Source organism: Bacillus yapensis, assembly GCF_005280205.1.
GTDB classification, from domain to species: Bacteria; Bacillota; Bacilli; order Bacillales; family Cytobacillaceae; genus Robertmurraya; species Robertmurraya yapensis.
The window spans coordinates 23,583-42,633 of the sequence record NZ_SUND01000020.1; the positions used below are offsets into that span (position 1 = coordinate 23,583).

At 38.2% G+C, this 19,051-nt stretch carries 17 protein-coding genes and 1 riboswitch; of the genes, 15 read left to right on the top strand and 2 right to left on the bottom strand.

Annotated elements, in window-relative coordinates:
- Window positions 1-12 precede the first annotated feature (12 nt).
- The 7 genes from zupT (at window position 13) to FAR12_RS19755 (ending at window position 8,972) form a co-directional block, all read left to right on the top strand.
- A complete protein-coding gene (zupT, locus tag FAR12_RS19725) occupies window positions 13-822 on the top strand; it encodes a zinc transporter ZupT (protein WP_126410489.1) in 810 nt (269 codons plus the stop codon).
- 160 nt (window positions 823-982) lie between these two features.
- Window positions 983-1,486 (top strand): shikimate kinase, encoded by a 504-nt coding sequence (locus FAR12_RS19730; protein WP_425456205.1) that lies wholly within the window; start codon window positions 983-985, stop codon window positions 1,484-1,486.
- A 26-nt stretch (window positions 1,487-1,512) separates the two neighbouring features.
- The gene (gene pssA, locus FAR12_RS19735) at window positions 1,513-2,208 is read left to right on the top strand and encodes a CDP-diacylglycerol--serine O-phosphatidyltransferase (protein ID WP_126410559.1); all 696 of its coding nucleotides are present in this window, start codon (window positions 1,513-1,515) and stop codon (window positions 2,206-2,208) included.
- A gap of 137 nt (window positions 2,209-2,345) precedes the next feature.
- Complete coding sequence (locus tag FAR12_RS19740) at window positions 2,346-3,713, top strand: MATE family efflux transporter (protein WP_126410491.1); 1,368 nt, start codon at window positions 2,346-2,348, stop codon at window positions 3,711-3,713.
- Between the two features lie 150 nt (window positions 3,714-3,863).
- Window positions 3,864-4,316 (top strand): MarR family winged helix-turn-helix transcriptional regulator, encoded by a 453-nt coding sequence (locus tag FAR12_RS19745; RefSeq protein WP_126410492.1) that lies wholly within the window; start codon window positions 3,864-3,866, stop codon window positions 4,314-4,316.
- A 48-nt stretch (window positions 4,317-4,364) separates the two neighbouring features.
- Window positions 4,365-7,499 carry an MMPL family transporter gene (locus tag FAR12_RS19750; RefSeq protein ID WP_126410493.1) on the top strand — a complete coding sequence of 1,045 codons (3,135 nt, stop codon included), beginning with the start codon at window positions 4,365-4,367 and terminating at the stop codon, window positions 7,497-7,499.
- 288 nt (window positions 7,500-7,787) lie between these two features.
- Window positions 7,788-8,972, top strand: a complete 1,185-nt coding sequence (locus FAR12_RS19755) for an aminotransferase-like domain-containing protein (RefSeq protein WP_126410494.1) — start codon at window positions 7,788-7,790, stop codon at window positions 8,970-8,972.
- 50 nt (window positions 8,973-9,022) lie between these two features.
- Here FAR12_RS19755 and FAR12_RS19760 read toward each other — a convergent pair whose 3' ends face one another.
- Window positions 9,023-9,451, bottom strand: a complete 429-nt coding sequence (locus FAR12_RS19760) for a cell wall hydrolase (protein WP_126410495.1) — start codon at window positions 9,449-9,451, stop codon at window positions 9,023-9,025.
- A 184-nt stretch (window positions 9,452-9,635) separates the two neighbouring features.
- Between FAR12_RS19760 and FAR12_RS19765 the strand changes: the two genes are divergently transcribed.
- From FAR12_RS19765 to FAR12_RS19775, 3 genes are read left to right on the top strand one after another with little or no spacing between them, the layout of a single operon-like run.
- Window positions 9,636-10,952 (top strand): alkaline phosphatase family protein, encoded by a 1,317-nt coding sequence (locus tag FAR12_RS19765; RefSeq protein ID WP_126410496.1) that lies wholly within the window; start codon window positions 9,636-9,638, stop codon window positions 10,950-10,952.
- Window positions 10,953-10,976: 24 nt separating this feature from the next.
- Window positions 10,977-12,254 (top strand): MFS transporter, encoded by a 1,278-nt coding sequence (locus FAR12_RS19770; RefSeq protein ID WP_126410560.1) that lies wholly within the window; start codon window positions 10,977-10,979, stop codon window positions 12,252-12,254.
- A gap of 18 nt (window positions 12,255-12,272) precedes the next feature.
- Window positions 12,273-12,593: a zinc-binding dehydrogenase gene (locus FAR12_RS19775; RefSeq protein WP_246010457.1), complete on the top strand. Its 321-nt coding sequence runs from the start codon at window positions 12,273-12,275 to the stop codon at window positions 12,591-12,593.
- 270 nt (window positions 12,594-12,863) lie between these two features.
- Here FAR12_RS19775 and FAR12_RS19780 read toward each other — a convergent pair whose 3' ends face one another.
- On the bottom strand, window positions 12,864-14,030 hold the full coding sequence (locus FAR12_RS19780) for a pyridoxal phosphate-dependent aminotransferase (RefSeq protein ID WP_126410498.1): 1,167 nt from the start codon (window positions 14,028-14,030) through the stop codon (window positions 12,864-12,866).
- 82 nt (window positions 14,031-14,112) lie between these two features.
- On the opposite strand from FAR12_RS19780, the gene FAR12_RS19785 reads away from it, so the two are divergent.
- The 5 genes from FAR12_RS19785 (at window position 14,113) to FAR12_RS19805 (ending at window position 18,897) form a co-directional block, all read left to right on the top strand.
- Window positions 14,113-14,892 carry a carbon-nitrogen family hydrolase gene (locus FAR12_RS19785; RefSeq protein WP_126410499.1) on the top strand — a complete coding sequence of 260 codons (780 nt, stop codon included), beginning with the start codon at window positions 14,113-14,115 and terminating at the stop codon, window positions 14,890-14,892.
- Window positions 14,893-15,029: 137 nt separating this feature from the next.
- Window positions 15,030-15,139: riboswitch (SAM riboswitch) on the top strand.
- A 77-nt stretch (window positions 15,140-15,216) separates the two neighbouring features.
- Window positions 15,217-16,230: a methionine ABC transporter ATP-binding protein gene (locus tag FAR12_RS19790; protein WP_126410500.1), complete on the top strand. Its 1,014-nt coding sequence runs from the start codon at window positions 15,217-15,219 to the stop codon at window positions 16,228-16,230.
- Window positions 16,220-16,891, top strand: coding sequence for a methionine ABC transporter permease (locus FAR12_RS19795; protein WP_126410501.1), 672 nt, complete (start codon window positions 16,220-16,222; stop codon window positions 16,889-16,891). Before FAR12_RS19790 ends, FAR12_RS19795 begins: the two co-directional genes overlap by 11 nt.
- Before the next feature lie 33 nt (window positions 16,892-16,924).
- Entirely contained in the window at window positions 16,925-17,755 is an 831-nt protein-coding gene (locus tag FAR12_RS19800) for a MetQ/NlpA family ABC transporter substrate-binding protein (protein ID WP_126410502.1), read from the top strand.
- A 53-nt stretch (window positions 17,756-17,808) separates the two neighbouring features.
- Window positions 17,809-18,897 carry an iron-containing alcohol dehydrogenase family protein gene (locus tag FAR12_RS19805; protein ID WP_126410503.1) on the top strand — a complete coding sequence of 363 codons (1,089 nt, stop codon included), beginning with the start codon at window positions 17,809-17,811 and terminating at the stop codon, window positions 18,895-18,897.
- Window positions 18,898-19,051 lie beyond the last annotated feature (154 nt).

Genomic DNA, 19,051 nt, shown 5'->3' on the forward strand with positions numbered 1-19,051 from the left:
AGGAGAAAAAACATGGCTGATAATCTATTGCTAGCATTTGGGCTTACGTTGATGGCTGGTCTAGCCACAGGGATAGGCAGTATCTTAGCTTTTTTTACAAAAACCACTAACACCAAATTTCTATCCTTAGCCCTTGGTTTTTCGGCGGGTGTCATGATCTATGTCTCGATGATTGAGATTTTTGTTAAGGCCAAGGTTGCATTAGTAGGGGCTTTAGATGAGACTTTAGGAAATTGGGCGACGGTTGGTGGCTTCTTTGGTGGGATGCTTCTCATTGCATTAATCGATAAATTTATTCCAAAGCAAGGAAATCCTCATGAACTTAAAAAAGTCGAGGATATGAATGCTTCAAGTAAAGCGGTCCAAGATTCTGCCTTGCTGAAAATGGGTACATTTACAGCGTTGGCGATTGCGATTCATAACTTTCCAGAAGGAATTGCTACCTTTACTTCAGCTTTGCAGGATCCAGCATTAGGAATACCGATAGCCATTGCAATCGCGATTCACAATATTCCAGAGGGAATTGCGGTTTCCGTACCAATCTATTTTGCTACAGGTGACAAGAAAAAAGCTTTTAAACTCTCTTTCTTATCTGGTCTGGCAGAGCCAATTGGTGCCATCGTCGCCTATTTCCTTTTGATGCCGTTCTTGAACGATATCATTTTTGGAATTATCTTTTCTGGTGTAGCTGGAATCATGGTGTTTATTTCACTCGATGAATTACTTCCTGCTGCAAAGAAATATGATGAAGCCCATATTTCCATTTATGGATTGATTGCTGGAATGGTTGTCATGGCTGTAAGTTTGTTACTTGTCATATAAGAATCAACTAAGCATCCGTTAAATGCGGATGTTTTTTTGTATTGTTTTAGCATTCAAAGAGGTATAAAATGAGTTGTAAACGACTCTAGGTGAGGAGTGTAATCAATTGGAAGATAGAGAGATCCCTCTTAGAGAAAAGAGTATTGTCTTTATTGGTTTTATGGGTGTTGGTAAGACAACCATTGGAAGTAGAGTCGCGAAAAGGCTCTATCGTGACTTTTATGATACAGATGTAGAAATTGAAAAAGAATTTGGCATGCCTGTTACGAAAATTTTCGAGACAGTAGGTGAAGAAACTTTTCGTAAAAAAGAGAAGGAAATGATTATTCGTTTATGCAAACAAAGATTGAATATCATTTCTCTTGGTGGAGGAGCCTTTTTACAGAAAGAGATTAAAGACGTTTGCTTGAAAAACTGCCTTGTCTTTTTCCTAGACTTATCATGGGAGTCATGGAAAGATCGTATTAGCCTTATTATTGATAGTCGCCCAGTGATTCAAGGGCGTACATTAGAAGAAATCGAAGAATTATTTTATAAGAGGCAGGAAATTTATTCTGTTCATCATTCAAGAGTACCTTTAGACCATCTAGAAATTGAAGAAACGGCCGATTACATTGCTGATTCAATAAAACTAGCCTGGGAATTATATGAACCACAAAAGTAATGGAAAGGAGTGGTCTTTTTTTGCGAATTAGAATAATTAAATCAATTCCTAATATGTTCACTCTTGGGAATCTATATTGTGGCTTTTTATCGATCGGATTTGCCGCAAATGGCGAGTATAACAATGCTGCTATTCTGATTTTAATCGGAATGATGCTTGATAGCATGGATGGTCGACTGGCAAGAATGCTAAAAGCAGATAGCACATTAGGGAAAGAATTAGATTCGTTGGCAGATATTGTCTCCTTTGGTGTAGCTCCGTCTTTTCTCGTGTATTATACATATTTTTATCAATTTGAACTTATCGGTTTAGTTGTTGCAGGATTGTTTCCATTGTTTGGAGCTTACCGTCTAGCACGTTTTAATATTAGCTCTGATAAATCTTCATTGAATTATTTTATTGGGGTACCTATAACAGCGGCAGGAGGCATCCTGGCTTTATTAACGTTATTCGGTGGAGAATTGCCAGATATTATTACAACTGTCGTTTATACGGCGCTTTGTTTTCTCATGATTAGCAGGATAAGAATCCCAAGTTTAAAAGAAGTGCCTTTACCGAAATACGGAACCATTGTTACCGTGTTTATTGGCTGTTTGCTTGTAGTAATTTATCGTGGAACGTACGATAAGTTTCCGTACCTCATTTATATAGCTGCTCCTCTGTACGTGGCCTATGTCGCTTATCGATTTGTTAAAGGAAGAAATAAAAAGCATACAGATTGAGGATAGACCAGATCCCTGATGATAAAGGGGTCTGGTTTTTATGTACGCCATTTTAGAAAAAAATAAGGTAATATTTTCAAAAATCAACTATAATGATGATTGGCTTTTCAATTTCGTTTCGTTAGAGGAGACCGTTCATGGAACAGACTTTTACTTATAGAGAAAAAATAAAACAAATTTTTATATTACTAATCCCAATTTTAATTACTCAACTTGGGATGTTTTCTATGGTCTTTTTTAATACGATTATGTCAGGAAAGTATAGTCCATATGATTTAGCTGGTGTGGCGATTGGTACATCAATTTGGAATCCCGTTTTTACTGGATTAAGCGGGATTTTGCTGGCTGTGTCACCAATTGTGGCTCAACGTTACGGGGAGAGAAATACAAAGGAAATCTCCGTTACCTTGGCCCATGGGATCTATTTAGCATTGATGATTGCCATAACCGTCATGATCTTAGGCTTCTTTTTATTAAATCCATTACTGGGGTTGATGAATTTAGATGCCAATGTGAAGTCTGTTGCCCATGATTATCTTATCGGATTAAGCATTGGGATTATTCCTTTATTTGTATTTAATACGTTAAGATCGTTCATATATGGCCTAGGGAAGACTCGTATTGTTATGTACATTCTTTTATTGGCATTGCCAATTAATTTATTCCTTAACTATGTGTTGATTTATGGGAAGTGGATGTTTCCAGAGCTCGGTGGTGTCGGAGGAGGATATGCTTCTGCGATTACTTATTGGTTTATATTAGCCATGACAGCTCTTGTGATTAAAATACAAGAACCATTTAATCAATATGTGAAATTAGCGAGCTTTAAAGACTTTAAATGGAGTAAGTGTAGCGAGATTTTAAAAATTGGTGTACCGATGGGGCTGTCGATATTCTTTGAGACGAGCATGTTTGCGATTGTGACCATTTTAATTAGCCAATATGATGTCATAACGATTGCCGCGTATCAAACTGCACTGAATATCGTTTCTTTCTTGTATATGATTCCTTTAAGTATATCCACCGCACTTACTGTTTTGGTTGGCTATGAAGTAGGGGCAAAAAGAAATAAGGATGCAAGAATATACAGCTTTTTAGGGATTGGTTTGGCGATCCTCATTGCATTTGTAACCGGAATCCTTGTCATTACCTTCCGTTATGACGTGGCCGGACTATATTCGAATGAAACAGCAGTCATTCAATTAACGGGGCATTTTCTCATCTATGCCTTATTCTTTCAAATGTCGGACGCTCTTCAAGCAACAACCCAGGCTGCCTTAAGAGGGTATAAGGATGTGAATATTGCCTTTATCATGACTTTGATCGCATATTGGCTGATTTGTTTACCTTCAGGCTATGCGTTAGCTCGTTTTACGAACCTTGATGCTAGCGGCTATTGGATTGGTCTTACGATTGGGCTTTTTGTGGCAGGAATTGCGTTAGCCATTCGACTACATCAAGTGCAAAAACGAAAATTTGGGATCATACAGGAAAAAGTGAGTTAAATAATACTCGAGAAAAACAAGAAATGAGGCAAGCGTTTCTTGTTTTTTTCATGTTGACATGGATTTGAACGGGAATTATAGTAATGAAAGAGATAGTTAAACTGTTTAACAATTAATGTGTGAAAGTATTAAAAGTGAGGTGATCAATACATGTCTAAGGAAACCATTCAGTCATTAATCGATCGGTATATTGATGTATCCTTTTCAGTTACGAAGAAAGAAGAATCACTGATGACAGAACAGTTGGGGAGTGAAATTACACAGGACCAACACTATATTTTACGGTATATATACCGCGTGGGATCATGTACGTCAACGAAGCTCGCTGAAGAATTTGAAGTGAAAAAAAGTGCAATTACAGCGATTATTAATCGTCTTTGGGAAAAGGGGTTCATTAAACGAACTCGAGATGAAATGGACCGAAGAGTAGTGTACCTAACTTTAACAGAACAAGGTGAAATTTTTTATCAAAAGATTGAAGAAAAGATCAATTGTTTTGTGGAATTGTTTATGTCTAAATTTGAACAGTCAGAAATGGAACAATTTATTGATACATATGAAAAACTCAATCAAGTATTAATTGAAATTAAAGATAAACAATAGGTTATTCGTCAGACTTTTACATACTACTCTTATCGGGAGGAAAGTAACGTGAATTTTATCATTAAAAGAAAGTGGTTTGTTCTTGTTGCATGGATTGTCTTTGCGACGGTCTTGTTTCTGGTAGCCCCTAATATGGGAGAGCTTGTTCGTGAAAAAGGACAGATTAAAGTTCCTGATGAGTATTCTTCTGCTCTAGCTGGAGAAATCTTGAAGGATGTTCAAAGTCAAGAGGGAGGCGAGAATGAAACAACCGTTGCTTTGGTGTTTCATAATCCCGATGAACTAACGTCTGAAGATGTGAAGGAAGCAGAAAAAGCGATTCGAACTCTGGAGGAGCATGAGGAAGAGCTTGGGATTACGAATATTCTTACGCATTTTAATGAAGATACTCTTAAGGAACAGCTTGTTTCCGAGGATGGTAAAGCGATTCTTGCCTCTGTAAGTTTGAAATGGGAAGACCGTGAACCAAAGGAATTAAAAGAAGCATTGTATTCAATATTAGAAGATGTCAAAGTTGATCATTATTTTACGAGTGAATGGTTAGTAAACGAAGATTTAATGAATAGCTCTCAGGAGGGCGTTAAAAAGACTGAAGGAATTACGGTCGCATTTATCGTAGTAGTGTTGTTACTTGTATTTAGATCCTTTATTGCACCGTTCATTCCATTGATAACTGTTGGGTTTTCGTATGTAGCCTCTCAATCCATTGTTTCATTTTTAGTTGATAAGTTTGATTTTCCGATTTCGACATACACGCAAATTTTCTTAGTAGCAATTTTGTTTGGGATCGGAACTGATTATTGTATTTTGCTACTAAGTCGTTTTAAAGAAGAACTGACGCAAAAAGAAACTGTGGCAGAAGCCATCCTAGTTACGTATCGAAATGCGGGACGTACTGTATTTTTTAGCGGTCTTGCAGTGATGATTGGATTTGCAGCAATTGGCATTTCACAATTCATCCTATATCAATCTGCGGCTGCTGTGGCAGTTGGGGTTGCTGTATTACTAATTGCTTTGTTTACTGTTGTTCCGTTCTTTATGGCAGTATTGGGCCAAAAGCTATTCTGGCCATCGAAGAGCAAAGCCGAGCATGGAGATAGTAAGCTATGGACAATGGCTGGTAAATTCTCACTTTCACGTCCTTTTGTTTCTTTACTTGTCGTCGCAGCTATTTGTGTACCGTTCTTAATTAGTTATGACGGAGATTTATCTTATGATTCTATGGAAGAAATTAGCGGTGATGTTGGCTCTTTACAAGCTTTCAATGCAATTTCAGGTAGCTTTAGCCCTGGTGAAGCAATGCCAACACAAGTTGTTGTGAAAAATGATGAAGAGATGGATTCGGTTGAATACATTGCGCTAGTTGATCAGATAACGAAAGAATTAGAAAAAGTTGATCATGTTCAAACAGTTCGTTCTATTACTATGCCTGCAGGTGAACCAATTGAAGATTTTCTAGTGGCAAAACAAGCGCAAGACTTGGGAGATGGAATTGGAGCAGGTAAAGATGGCTTAACAAAAATAAGTGATGGGTTGCAGGAGGCAAGTGATGAATTATCAAAATCTGCCCCTGAACTAAATAAAGCAACAGATGGGATTAATGAATTAATTACGGGTACAGGTCAGCTTCAAAGTGGTTTAGCGGAGATTCAAACGAATTTGGACAAAATTGAAAATGGGATTCGTCAAGGTTCTGCAGGCTCCACGGAGTTAAGTAACGGTTTGAAACAAGCAAAGGTTGGGGTAGAGCAATTACTCGATACGTACCGTTCTCAACTTTTATCCAATTATGAATTGATGGGAAAAAATCTTTCCCAACTAAGTAGTGGCTATCAGCAAATTGGCGCAGGAATGACTGGTTTATCAGATGCTACAGGGCAATTGTTTAATCATTTGGATAGCAACTATCCAGCACTTGCAGTCGATCAACAATATCAAGTATGGAAGGGTACGATAAACGCAACACTGCAGGGGATTCCAAACCAACAAGCAGGTTTAATTGACTCTATCAATCAATTAAACTCTGGAATTGCTGGAATTAATGATGGTATGACTCAGGCGAATGCAGGCTTTGATCAAGCTCTACAAAAAGGAAAGAATGAACTCGGTTCTGGACTTCAGCAGCTGATCGAAGGAATTGAAGCACAGCAAGCAGGCCTTAATCAGTTAGCCGATGGGCAAGGCATGATTGTGGACAATATTCCACAGCTAACGAACGGAATTGCCGGTGTCAACGATGGACAGAAGCAACTACTTGACGGTTTTGGGCAAATAGGTGGTCAATTAACTCAATTAACCGATGGTCTTGAACAAAGTGCTGATGGTCTTAACCAAGTATCAGATGGACTGCAATCTGCCCAAGATTATCTTTCTGGTTTATCTGAAGCAGATGAGATGAGTGGTATATACCTCCCAGCTGAAGTGTTAGAAAGTGAAGATTTTGCTCAAGTGCTTGATACGTATATGTCAGAAGACCGAAAAGTGATGACATTTGATGTCATTTTTGAGGAAAGTCCATATTCAAATGAGGCTATTGCTCAAGTGGAAAATATAAAAGAGGCAGTTAAACGTGCAACGAAGGATACGAAATTAGAAAATGCAGTTGTTGCTCTGGGTGGTATCACGAGTACAAATGCTGATTTAGATACTGTATCTGGAAAAGACTATACACGAACTGTAGTGTATATGCTAATCGGAATTTCAATCATTTTAGTATTTTTATTCCGTTCATTGATTATGCCTCTCTATATCATTGGTTCGCTCATTTTAACTTTCTTTACAACGATGGCTATAAACGAAGTCATTTTTGTTAATATATTAGGTTATGCAGGGATTAGCTGGGCAGTACCGTTCTTTGCCTTCGTAATCCTAATAGCTTTAGGTGTTGACTATAGTATTTTCTTAATGGATCGATTCAATGAATACAAGGATTTAACGGTCACTCAAGCGATGTTTATGGCAATGAAAAAGATGGGCACAGTTATCATTTCAGCTGCCATCATATTAGGTGGTACCTTTGCTGCTATGATGCCATCCGGAATGCTGTCATTGCTTCAAATCGCATCAATCACCATTGTAGGCTTATTGCTATATGCTTTTGTGGTATTACCATTGTTTATTCCAGTAATGGTGAAAAATTTTGGAGAAGCTAACTGGTGGCCATTTAAGCGAATAGATCAATAATTTCGGAGGCTCTATTATGGACTGTGAAAAGTTCTGATAGAGCCTCTTAATCTATATTGCTATAAAAACAAGGGAGGTTGATCCATAGACTGCGTCTAACATTTTTTTCAAAAACATCTTGATACATTTCATGAAGATAGTATATTATTAGATTCAAATATAAAAAAATACAGATAATTATAAATTTTTTAAATTAATGTTTGGTTAATGCGAACATTTTCTTGAAATAGTTTTCTTTGGAGAATGTCCGTTCATTTCATAATCTATACCAAAAAGGAAGGGACCTACGTGAAGTATTCATTCGCAGAGCAAACAAAACATTATTCATCATCAGCTGTAAGAGATATTCTCAATGTTATTCAACAAGGAAATGTCATTTCCTTTGCAGGTGGACTACCATCTGATGACTTTTTTCCAATCGAGGCTGTGCAGAGTGCCTATGAAAAAGTGTTTGCTTCTGGAAAATCAGCGATGCAATATGGCCTAACAGAAGGCTTTACTCCCTTAAGAGAAGCACTTCAAGAAGTGATGAAGAGAAAGGGAATTGAATCGACCGTTGAGACGACATTATTAACAACGGGTTCTCAGCAGGTAATTGATTTGTTTTCAAGAGTTATGCTTTCAGAAGGAGATGTCGTATTAACCGAAGACCCTACTTATTTAGCAGCCTTACAGGTTTTTCGTTCGTATGGAGCAAAGGTTGTTTCGGTAAATAGTGACGAAGATGGAATGGTACCTGAAGATCTAGAGTTAAAAATTAAAAAGTATCAACCGAAATTCATTTATATTGTCCCAACTTTCTCGAATCCAGTTGGAAAGATATGGAGTACACAAAGACGACAAAAGTTAGTTGAACTTTGCTATCAATATAATGTTCTTACATTAGAAGATGACCCATATGGGGAATTAAGGTTTTCGGATGAAGTGTATCCACCGGTAGCTTCATTTGATGTTAATCGAACTCATGTGTTATATACAAGCACATTTTCAAAGACGGTAGTACCTGCATTACGATCAGGTTGGGTAACAGGCCCTGCTGAAGTGATTGGGATGATTTCTCAGGGAAAGCAAATGACCGATTTACATTCGAGTTCCATTGATCAACAAGCCCTTTATTACATTATGCGTGATTTTGATTTGCAGAGACATGTTCAAACATTGCGAGAAGAATATTATCGTAGAATGACAATTATGAGGGATTGTTTAAAACGATTGGACCCGGGATTATTTAAGTGGCAGGAACCAAAAGGCGGTATGTTTATGTGGATTGAGGGTGAAGACAACCTTGATGTTACGAAGCTCCTGAATGCAGCTGTGAAAAATGGAGTTGCTTACGTACCTGGTGCACCTTTTTATGTAAATGAACCAAAGCTGAATACATTCCGCATAAATTTCAGCCACTCTACTCCGGAAAATATTAAATTAGGAATGGACCGATTAGTCCCTGTATTACTAAATCAAGTAACGGTTTAAAGAATAGGAAAGAGTCAGTGAATTTACATACTGACTCTTTCTTATGTTTTTTAAAACGTATTATATATGTTCGCACAGGTTTCTGATGTTGGTTCATAGAAACAATGAAGCTTAAATCGTCCGACGTGTGGTTGATTATACCATTCAGCTGGACAATCTCCAGGTGGTCTAAAATACCATAAGCTAAATTTTGCTGGCCAAACCCTTTCTCCTGCAATGGCTCGTCGTGCTAATTTTCGTTCAACCTCTCTTGCTGGCTGATAAAAATATCCTTTCAGTGTTGCTTCGAATGCATGCTCTTGGTATACCATCTGGTTCATAGTGCGTATCCCTTCGAAATCCGAACAATTTGCTCGTATGCGATTGATCGCAACGTTTCCGACCATAAGCATACCTTGTTGTCCTTCACCCTCAGCCTCAGCTCTAAGTAAACGCGCTAATAAATCTATATCTGCATTTGTCGCTTTTACGACTCCCATTCTTTCACCTCCGCAAGTCATCATACACTTTATCTTATTCTTAAATTGGATGATGTTTCCGAATGGTAACGCTGTAGAAAGATGTAGAATTTTTAAGAAAAATTTACAATATTCGCTATCTTTATCGCGAATGAGCATAGTACAATGAAAGTAAGCGTTCATTAGACTTAACTGGAGGGAGAGTATGAAAGCGCTCACAAAAAATATGATTGTCATTTCCTTTGACTGTTTGTCCGCCTTTGATTATTCACTGATCGAGACCCTTCCAAACTTTCAAAGAGTTTTCAAGAATGGTTCTTTTTCTAGAAACGTAGAGACGATTTATCCATCACTAACATATCCTTGTCATTCCACCATTGTGACGGGGAAGTATCCTAAAAATCATGGCGTCATTAACAATACTTTGATTCAGCCTGGCGCAGTTTCACCAGATTGGAACTGGTACAGAAGTGCCATAAAAGGGACAACTCTTTATGATGAGGCGTATAAGTCAAATCTAACGACTGCAGCATTACTGTGGCCTGTAACAGGTAAAGCAAAATCAATCCAATATAACCTGCCGGAAATTTTTGCAAATCGACCATGGCAAAATCAAATTATGGTGTCCTTATTAAATGGCACAGCAAGCTATCAATGGGAGTTGAACAAGCTTTATGGTAACGTGCGAAATGGCTTGAGTCAGCCTGAGCTAGACGATTTTGTACTCGAATCTACAGTTCATACAATACTTACTAAAAAGCCGAACCTACTACTTGTTCATTTTACCGATTTAGATACAATGCGCCATGATTATGGTGTTCGTTCGAAAGAGGCAAGAGATGCCATTCATCGACATGATAAAAGATTAGGTCGGATTTTAGATGCACTTGAAGATAGCGGGAAATATTCAGAAACAACCATAGTCATCTTAGGGGATCATGCTGCATTGGACGAGAATAAAGCAGTAAATCTAAACGTCCATTTTCATGATCAAAATTTGCTAACTTTGAACTCGAAAGGGAAAATAATAGATTGGAAGGCTTATTGTAAGGGGTGTGATGGTTCGGCCTACATCTATTTAAAGGATCCAGAGGATATAGCAACAAAAGATAAGCTCAAACGTATTTTAGAAAACTTAATGGCTGAGCCGAATAATGGTATTGAAAAAATCATTACTGGAGAGGAAGCTGGTAAATTAGGCGCCGATCCGAACTGTGCTTTCATGATTGAAGCAGCTAACGGCTATTATTTTATCGAAGATCATCTCGGTGAATTTATTAAAGAGGTGACTGAAGAAAATAGGTCAAGTAATCCGAAATTTTTACGTGCCTGTCATGGGTATTCACCTGACAAAGAGGATTATCAAACGTTTTTCCTTGCATCTGGGAAAGGGGTTCAACCCAACGAAGAAATACCTTCTATGGGCCTTATTGATATAGGTCCAACGTTAGCAAGATTACTTGGTCTTGATTTAGGAGAGACAGATGGGCAAGTTATTGAACAATTCATATTATCTGTTTAAAGGGGGATTAAATTGGAGAAAAAAATGACTACATCTGAACGAAGCTGGGCTCTATATGACTGGGCTAACTCAGCATATACAATTGTAATTGTTACAGCTATTCTACCACTATATTTCAAGTCTGCAGCAACGGAAGCGGGAATTGCAGCCTCTACTTCAACAGCTTACTGGGGCTATGCGAATTCGTTTTCTACCTTAATTGTTGCATTACTGGCACCAATTTTAGGAACAATAGCCGATTTTAAAGGGTTTAAGAAACGATTCTTTACTTTCTTTTCCGTATTAGGGATTGTTTTCACGTTATTACTTGCCGTTGTACCAGCGGATCAATGGATGATTCTATTGATTGTATTTGTCCTAACTTCGATCGGATTTGCCGGATCGAATGTTTTTTATGATGCCTTTCTCGTCGATGTCACGACAGAGGAACGCATGAATCGGATTTCAGCAAGTGGGTTTGCCTATGGGTATATCGGAAGTACTATCCCGTTTGTTATTTCTATTGCGATTATTGTATTAGCTCAAACAGGTACCATTCCTTTATCGGTTACGGTTGCGAGTCAAATCGCATTTGTGATTACGGCATTATGGTGGGGGATCTTTACGATTCCAATGTTGAAAAATGTGGAACAGAAATATTATGTGGAACGTGTTCCGAATCCTGTTCAAGCTAGTTTTAAGAAGCTTTTTGTAACCTTCAAAAACATTAAAGTATACCGCCCTTTATTTTTATTTTTACTGGCTTATTTCTTTTATATTGATGGTGTTAATACGATTATAAAGATGTCAACAGCGTATGGATCAGATTTGGGGATCGATTCTACTACATTATTAATTGTCTTGTTTGTCACCCAAGTGGTCGCTGCTCCTTTTACGGTCCTTTTTGGAAAATTAGGAACGAAATACGGAGATAAACAATTAATTATGGTTGGCATATGTATTTATATTTTTATTTGCTGCTATGCTTTTTTCTTAGATTCTGCGTTGGATTTTTGGATTCTTGCCATGTTCGTTGGGATGGCCCAAGGTGGAATTCAATCTTTAAGTCGTTCGTATTTTGGAAAGCTTGTCCCGAAAGAATCTTCGAATGAGTTCTTTGGGTTCTATAATATTTTTGGAAAGTTTGCCGCAGTTGCTGGACCACTATTATTAGGGGTAACGACTCATATTACAGGTAAAACGAATTATGGTGTGTTTACCCTCGTTATTTTGTTTATTGTTGGTGCGATAATCCTTCTTCGCGTTCCAAATACAAGTGAGACTGTATCCATGCCTGCAGTATCGAAAGACTTAGAAAAATAATATATAGGGTCACTCTATTTGTCATTGGGGGTGTGTGCCTTAAATGGAAAGGGGTACGCACTTCCGTTTATCCCTGATCTGGATGCTACGGGATTTATTGAAAATATACATTCAAGTTGCAGAAGTGTATTAGGGGTTAGTCTAGGAACGACAAGAAAGCTTAGACCACACCTATTGCAAGAAACAGCGAAAGAAGTATTTCCGTTACTTGCTAATAATCAATTGAAAATTAAAATTGGGCATGAATATCCACTGGAAGAGGCCGCAGAAGCACACAATTTAATGGAGAATAGGTTAAATAAAGGCAAGATCATTTTGAATGTAGATTCGAATAACTAATAGAAAAAACAGCCAAGTACTAAAATGTACTCGGCTGTTTTTTCTATTAATTAAGGCTCTTTTCGTAAACTTTGTTGCTTTTGGAGCTAAATTGGTAAAGAAATTACCTATTTAACCTCAAAAAATAATATAGGAGTAGCGAAAAGTGCCGCGCAAAATTAACGTGTACCACTGAACCTAGTTGGAGGCGTAAATGTCGGCTTCAGATTTTTTTCTGAAGAAAAAAATTAGGACATTTACGAAAAAACCACAATCATTACGAAAACAGCGTTAATTAAAGACTTCTGTTTTACCAATTCGTTCTATTGCTTCCACAAGTCTTTCTTCATCTACAAGCAATCCTACCCGTACATAGCCTTCACCATATTCACCAAAGCCTTTTCCAGCGGCTACGGCTACATCTGCTTTTTCAAGGAGAAAATCAGCGAATTCTTCACTGGTAAACCCAGCTGGTACAGGTAACCAAGCAAAAAAAGAACCCGTTGGTGCTTCTGCTTTCCAACCAATGGAATGACATGCATCGATTAAAGCGTTACGACGTCTTTCATAACGAGAAACAAGCTCTTCCACACATTGCTGTTCTTCAGTTAATGCCGCTACTGCCGCCTTTTGAATGGCAGGAAATAAACTCACATAAAGATGATCTTGAATCAAATTTAATGCTGAGATGACTTTTGCATTACCAACAGCAAAGCCTACACGCCAACCAGCCATGTTGTAGGTCTTTGATAAGGTGTACATTTCTACTCCGATGTCCTTAGCGCCTTCAGCTTGAAGAAAACTAGTAGGTTTCTTGCCATCAAACCCAATCGCACCATAGGCGAAATCGTGAAGAATGGTAATATTATTCTCCTTCGCAAAGGCGACAGTTTCTTCAAAAAAGGTTAAATCTGCAGTTGCACCTGTTGGGTTATTAGGATAATTCAAGTACATGAGTTTTGCCGCTTCGCCCTTCTCACTAGAAATTGCTCCATAATCAGGTAAAAACTGATTTTCAGCTTTAAGCGGGAACAACTCATACTGTACATTTGCAAGCACTGCCCCGGAAAGATAATCTGGATATCCTGGGTCTGGTAAGAGCATAAGCTCACCTTCGTTTAATAGACACAAAGGGAGTTCAACTAAGCCTGTTTTTGTGCCAAAAAGAATAGCCACTTCTGTATTTGGATCGATTTCAACGCCATATTCTCGTTTGTAGAATTCAGCAGCTGCATTTTTTAATTCCTGAAGTCCACGAAAGGGAGAATACTTATGCATCTCAGGGTCTTCAGCTGCACTTTGAAGAGCGCGAACAATATGTGTGGGTGTCGGCTGATCTGGGTTTCCTTGCCCTAGATTGATGATGTCTCTTCCTTCTGCTTTCGCCTTATTGACTTTTTCTACAAGACTAGCAAAAAACTGAACTGGCAATTTTTTTAATCTATCTGAGTATTCCATATGTTCCACCTTTAAAAAGTATTTGCGAATTTAGATAAAATTCTATAATCTTTTAATAATAATGTCTAGGGGGAAGGCAAAAATGAAAATCGCGTGTGTACAGATGGATATCGAGTTCGGAAATCCAGATAAAAACTTTGCAGCAGTCAAAAACTACATCGAAGAAGCAGCTAGAACAGGTGCTGACACGATTGTTTTGCCTGAAATGTGGAATACGGGTTATTCCTTAACCGAGCTTGATAGATTGGCAGATGACGATGGGGCTGAAACGAAAGCATTACTGTTAAGCATATCTAAAGAATATAAAGTGAACATTGTAGGTGGCTCTGTTTCAACGAAAAAAGACGGAAAATTTTATAACACGATGTATGTGGTTGGACGAAATGGTGAATTAGAAGCCGAATATGATAAAGCTCATTTATTCAAGCTGATGGATGAGCATCTTTACATGGAACCGGGAGAATCGGTCAATCGATTTACTTTAGATGGAATCGAGTGCGGGGGCGTGATTTGCTATGACATTCGTTTTCCGGAATGGATTCGAACTCATGTATTACAGGGAGCAAAAATTATGTTCATACCTGCAGAATGGCCAAAGAAGCGAATTGACCATTGGCAATTGTTGCTCCAAGCAAGAGCGATTGAAAATCAATGTTATATTGTAGCAGTTAACCGAGTGGGGACAGACCCGAACAATGAATTTAACGGACATTCCATGGTTATCGCGCCTTGGGGAGAGCTTCTTGTTTCTAAGAACGAGGAAGAAGGAATCTATTATGCTGATATAGAGATGGAAGAGGTAGAAAAGGTGAGAAAAACGATTCCGATCTTTCAAGATAGACGAAATGAATTGTATTTTTAAAAATATTTTTCTACTCATGTAACGTTGACATCATCGTGATGTAAGCGTTTTTCATCGAAAAATATAAGAAATTTTCTGATTGACAGACTTTTGGCACACTAGTATTATCTAAATTAAATTCCAATATAAAATTTTCAAACTTATCCAGAGCGACTGAGGGACATGGCCCTATGAAGTCCGGCAACCCCCTAATGTAAGGGAAGGTGCCAATTCCTGCAGAATGAAACTTCATTCTGAAAGATAAGTCGAGATATAGTATTTCGATGCGTCTTTCATGAGAAGGGCGCATTTTTATTTTATTGGGTTAGAAAAAGAGGGTTGCATATGATTGAAATTCAAAATCTTTCAAAGATATATAATACTAAAAATGGGGTTGTAAAGGGCGTCGATGATGTTACACTTTCGATTCAAAAAGGAGAAATTTATGGGATTGTTGGGTATTCTGGTGCAGGAAAAAGCTCATTGCTTAGATGTATCAACTTGCTCGAGCGACCTTCCACAGGGCATTTAACTGTAGACGGAACGGACCTTACTTCTTTAAAGGGAGAACCACTACGTTTGGCAAGATTAAAAATTGGCATGATCTTTCAGCATTTCTATTTGATTAGTCAAAAAACGGTTTTTGAAAATATTGCTTTTGCGCTAAAGGCAGCAAAGGTACCATCAAAGGAAATCACTAAAAGAGTTGAAAGTTTACTAGATATGGTGGGCTTGTCTGATAAACGCGACGTATATCCTTCGCAACTGAGTGGTGGACAAAAGCAGAGGGTTGCCATTGCAAGAGCGTTAGCAAATAACCCGAAGGTTCTCCTCTGTGATGAAGCGACTTCAGCTCTTGACCCGACAACCACAAAATCAATTTTGAATCTCTTAAAGAAAATTAATGAGGAACTTGATATTACAGTTGTTTTGATTACTCATGAAATGAATGTGGTCAAAGAAATCTGTCATCGGATGGCAATTATGCAAGATGGAAGGGTTATTGAAGAGGGCGCCGTTTATAAAATCTTCTCTAATCCGAAAACGGCTCTTGCGAAGGAATTTATCGCAAGTGTTGTTTCTTTCGATATTCCTGAATCTATTGTAAGAAGCTGTACAGGACCTATCGTGAAAGTGACCTTTAGAGGAAAGGTTGCAGGTGAAGGAGTTATTTCTGATACACTGCAGCAGTTTAATTTGAAGGGGAACTTCCTCCACTGCTCCATTGAATATATTCAAGAGATGCCACTCGGAATTTTTGTAATGGAATTAAAGGGTGAAAAGAAGGAAATTCAGAAGGCGCTTGATTATATAGAACATCGAGATGCACAAGTGGAGGTGTTACGAGATGGGATTTGATTTTGCACATTTCGTTGAACTCATACCAGATATTAATACTGCTTTTCTTCAGACGATATATATGATTACTATCTCCCTAGTCATTGCAGTTGTGATTGGGCTTCCAATCGGTATCCTTCTGTATATTACGGATAAAGGTTTGATTTGGGAAAATCGTCTTGTTCAAAATGTGTTAGGGTTTGTTGTCAATATGGTCCGTTCGGTACCGTTTATTATCTTGCTAGTTGCTTTACTACCTCTAACAGACGCGATTGTTAAAACAACGATCGGACCAACAGCTGCAAGTGTATCCCTATCAGTGGCAGCTATACCATTTTTCGCTCGCATTGTTGAAACAGCTTTGCGGGAAATCGATAAGGGTGTCATCGAGGCGGCAATTGCCGCAGGAGCAACACCTTGGATGATCATTAAGGATGTTCTGCTTCTTGAAGCAAAATCAGGAATTATTTCTGGGATTACTTTAACACTTATTAGTTTAATAGGATTTTCAGCGATGGCTGGAACCGTAGGTGGTGGGGGAATTGGTGACTTGGCAATTCGCTTCGGTTACTACCGTTACGACAACACCATTATGATTGCGACCGTGTTGATTTTGATTATTTTGGTTCAGGTTATCCAAATCCTGGGTGACTTTATTGCCAAAGTTGTAGATAAAAGATAGAAAATAAAAGATTAAGGAAAGTAGGAAAGTAAAATGAAAAAGTGGTTAACGGCAGTACTTGTTTTATTAGTAGCAGGATTTATAGCAGCATGCGGTGGAAATGATGAAAAAGGCTCAAACTCAGAAGGGGAAGAGTCAAAAGATATTAAAATCGGGGCAACAGCTGGCCCATATAGCGATATGTTAACAAAAGCTATTATTCCGGGACTTGAGGAAAAAGGATACAAGGTTGAAGTTGTCGAGTTTAGTGACTATATCCAACCAAACAAAGCTCTAGATAATGGGGATATTCAAGCAAACCTTTTCCAACACACTATTTATCTAGAAAACTTTGCAAAAGAAAACAAAATGGGGTTAACAGGATTGATTGCTGTTCCGACTGCTCCAATGGGAATCTACTCAAATACATTTAAGTCCATCGAAGAAATTAAGGATGGTGCATCAATCACAATTCCCAACGATCCAACGAATGCGGCTCGTGCATTTAATACATTACAAGATGAAGGTCTTATCGTATTAGATGAAAATATTGACCCATTAACTGTTTCTGAGAAAGATATTGTAGAAAACAAGAAAAACTTAGTATTCCAACCAATTGAAGCAGGTCAACTACCACGTTCAGTCGAGAGTGCAGACCTTGCTGCAGTTCCTGGTAACTTTGCTTTAGCAGCAGGAATGGATTTACTGAGTGCATTAGCTCTTGAAAACATGAACGATTCTTATCGTAATGTCGTTGCAGTGAAAACAGAAAATAAAGACGACCAGTTAGCGAAAGACATTAAAGAAGTGGTTGAATCTGATGCATTCGAAAAGGTAATTGATGAAGAATTCAAAGGTTTTGGTAAACCTGAGTGGATGAAGTAATAGATGTGGAAGGGAGACCCAGTGGGTCTTCTTTCATATTTGGGGGGATCACGATGAATGCTTTTTCCGTACATGGAGCACCAAGTGAATATATATTACAGGAAGGTGCGCTGAATCTGCTTGAAGAAAAGCTGCTTGAAAGAGGACTTAAGAAAATTCTTGTGGTTCATGGAGAAAAGTCATGGAATGCAGCCAAAGCTTTTTGGCCCGTTTTATCAGAAGTTGAGTTTGACGAGTATACTTACAGTGGCGAATGCTCGATTGAGGAAATTACAGTGGTTTCTGAAATAATCAAAAGCCAATCCTACAATGGAGTGGTAGGGGTTGGTGGTGGAAAAGTACTGGACTTAGTAAAGGCTGTCTGTGATACGACTCGCGTTCAAGCAGTTTTGATTCCTACATTGGCATCCAACTGCTCACCTTGGACGCCACTTAGTGTCCTTTATGACGGTTCTGGGGCGTTTATTAGATACGACGTCTACCCTATTTGTACAAGCTTAGTTCTAATTGAGCCGAATATTTTAGTAGGTGCACCATTAGACTTATTCATTGCTGGAATTGGTGATACATTAGCGAAGTGGTATGAAGCAGATGTACAGATGGCTGGAATTGTTAACAAGCCTGTGCCATTACAAATTTCTCATTATACTGCGAGACAATGTAAAGACCTTATCATTGAGCATTCAGAAGAGGCAATAAAAGCTGTCCAAACTGGAATGCTAAATGATGAATTTATTAAAGTGGCAGAAACGATTATTGTGTTAGGAGGAATGGTTGGTGGGTTTGGCGACCACTACGGTAGAATCGCTGGAGCTCATTCCATTCACAATGGGCTCACGGCCCTAGAGGAAACCCATCATGCTCTCCATGGAAATAAGGTTGCCTATGGGATTCTTGTTCAGCTTGTCCTGGAAGGAAAGTTAACAGAAATTGAAGCGTTACTTCCTTTTTATCACCGTATCGGTCTTCCAGTTTCCCTCAAGAATATAGGGGTTAAAGAAATATCTAAAGAATTAGTCACGAAGGTGGCAGAGAAAGCTACGATTAAAGCAGAATCTATTCATGTCATGCCAATTGGTCAAATTACTCCGAATAGAGTAGAAGATGCAATCTTTGAGCTAGAAAAGAATAATAGAATCTGAACAATTTTCTCTAAATGATACTTCATAATTTTCTACCAGAAGGGCAGAATGAACCTATTAATTTGGTTCATTCTGCCCTTAAAATTAGTTATTTCGAGTAAATGGCTTGTCGTGTATTTCGTTAACCTATTCTTTTAATTCCATTTAAGCCTCT

Coding starts and splice junctions, on each gene's coding strand:
- FAR12_RS19730 (WP_425456205.1), top strand. CDS start 983: ATGGGTGTTGGTAAGACAACCATTGGAAGTAGAGTCGCGAAAAGGCTC.
- FAR12_RS19770 (WP_126410560.1), top strand. CDS start 10,977: ATGACTACATCTGAACGAAGCTGGGCTCTATATGACTGGGCTAACTCA.
- FAR12_RS19805 (WP_126410503.1), top strand. CDS start 17,809: ATGAATGCTTTTTCCGTACATGGAGCACCAAGTGAATATATATTACAG.
- FAR12_RS19795 (WP_126410501.1), top strand. CDS start 16,220: ATGGGATTTGATTTTGCACATTTCGTTGAACTCATACCAGATATTAAT.
- FAR12_RS19785 (WP_126410499.1), top strand. CDS start 14,113: ATGAAAATCGCGTGTGTACAGATGGATATCGAGTTCGGAAATCCAGAT.
- FAR12_RS19760 (WP_126410495.1), bottom strand. CDS start 9,451: ATGGGAGTCGTAAAAGCGACAAATGCAGATATAGATTTATTAGCGCGT.
- FAR12_RS19745 (WP_126410492.1), top strand. CDS start 3,864: ATGTCTAAGGAAACCATTCAGTCATTAATCGATCGGTATATTGATGTA.
- FAR12_RS19740 (WP_126410491.1), top strand. CDS start 2,346: ATGGAACAGACTTTTACTTATAGAGAAAAAATAAAACAAATTTTTATA.
- FAR12_RS19780 (WP_126410498.1), bottom strand. CDS start 14,030: ATGGAATACTCAGATAGATTAAAAAAATTGCCAGTTCAGTTTTTTGCT.
- FAR12_RS19790 (WP_126410500.1), top strand. CDS start 15,217: ATGATTGAAATTCAAAATCTTTCAAAGATATATAATACTAAAAATGGG.
- FAR12_RS19800 (WP_126410502.1), top strand. CDS start 16,925: ATGAAAAAGTGGTTAACGGCAGTACTTGTTTTATTAGTAGCAGGATTT.
- FAR12_RS19765 (WP_126410496.1), top strand. CDS start 9,636: ATGAAAGCGCTCACAAAAAATATGATTGTCATTTCCTTTGACTGTTTG.
- zupT (WP_126410489.1), top strand. CDS start 13: ATGGCTGATAATCTATTGCTAGCATTTGGGCTTACGTTGATGGCTGGT.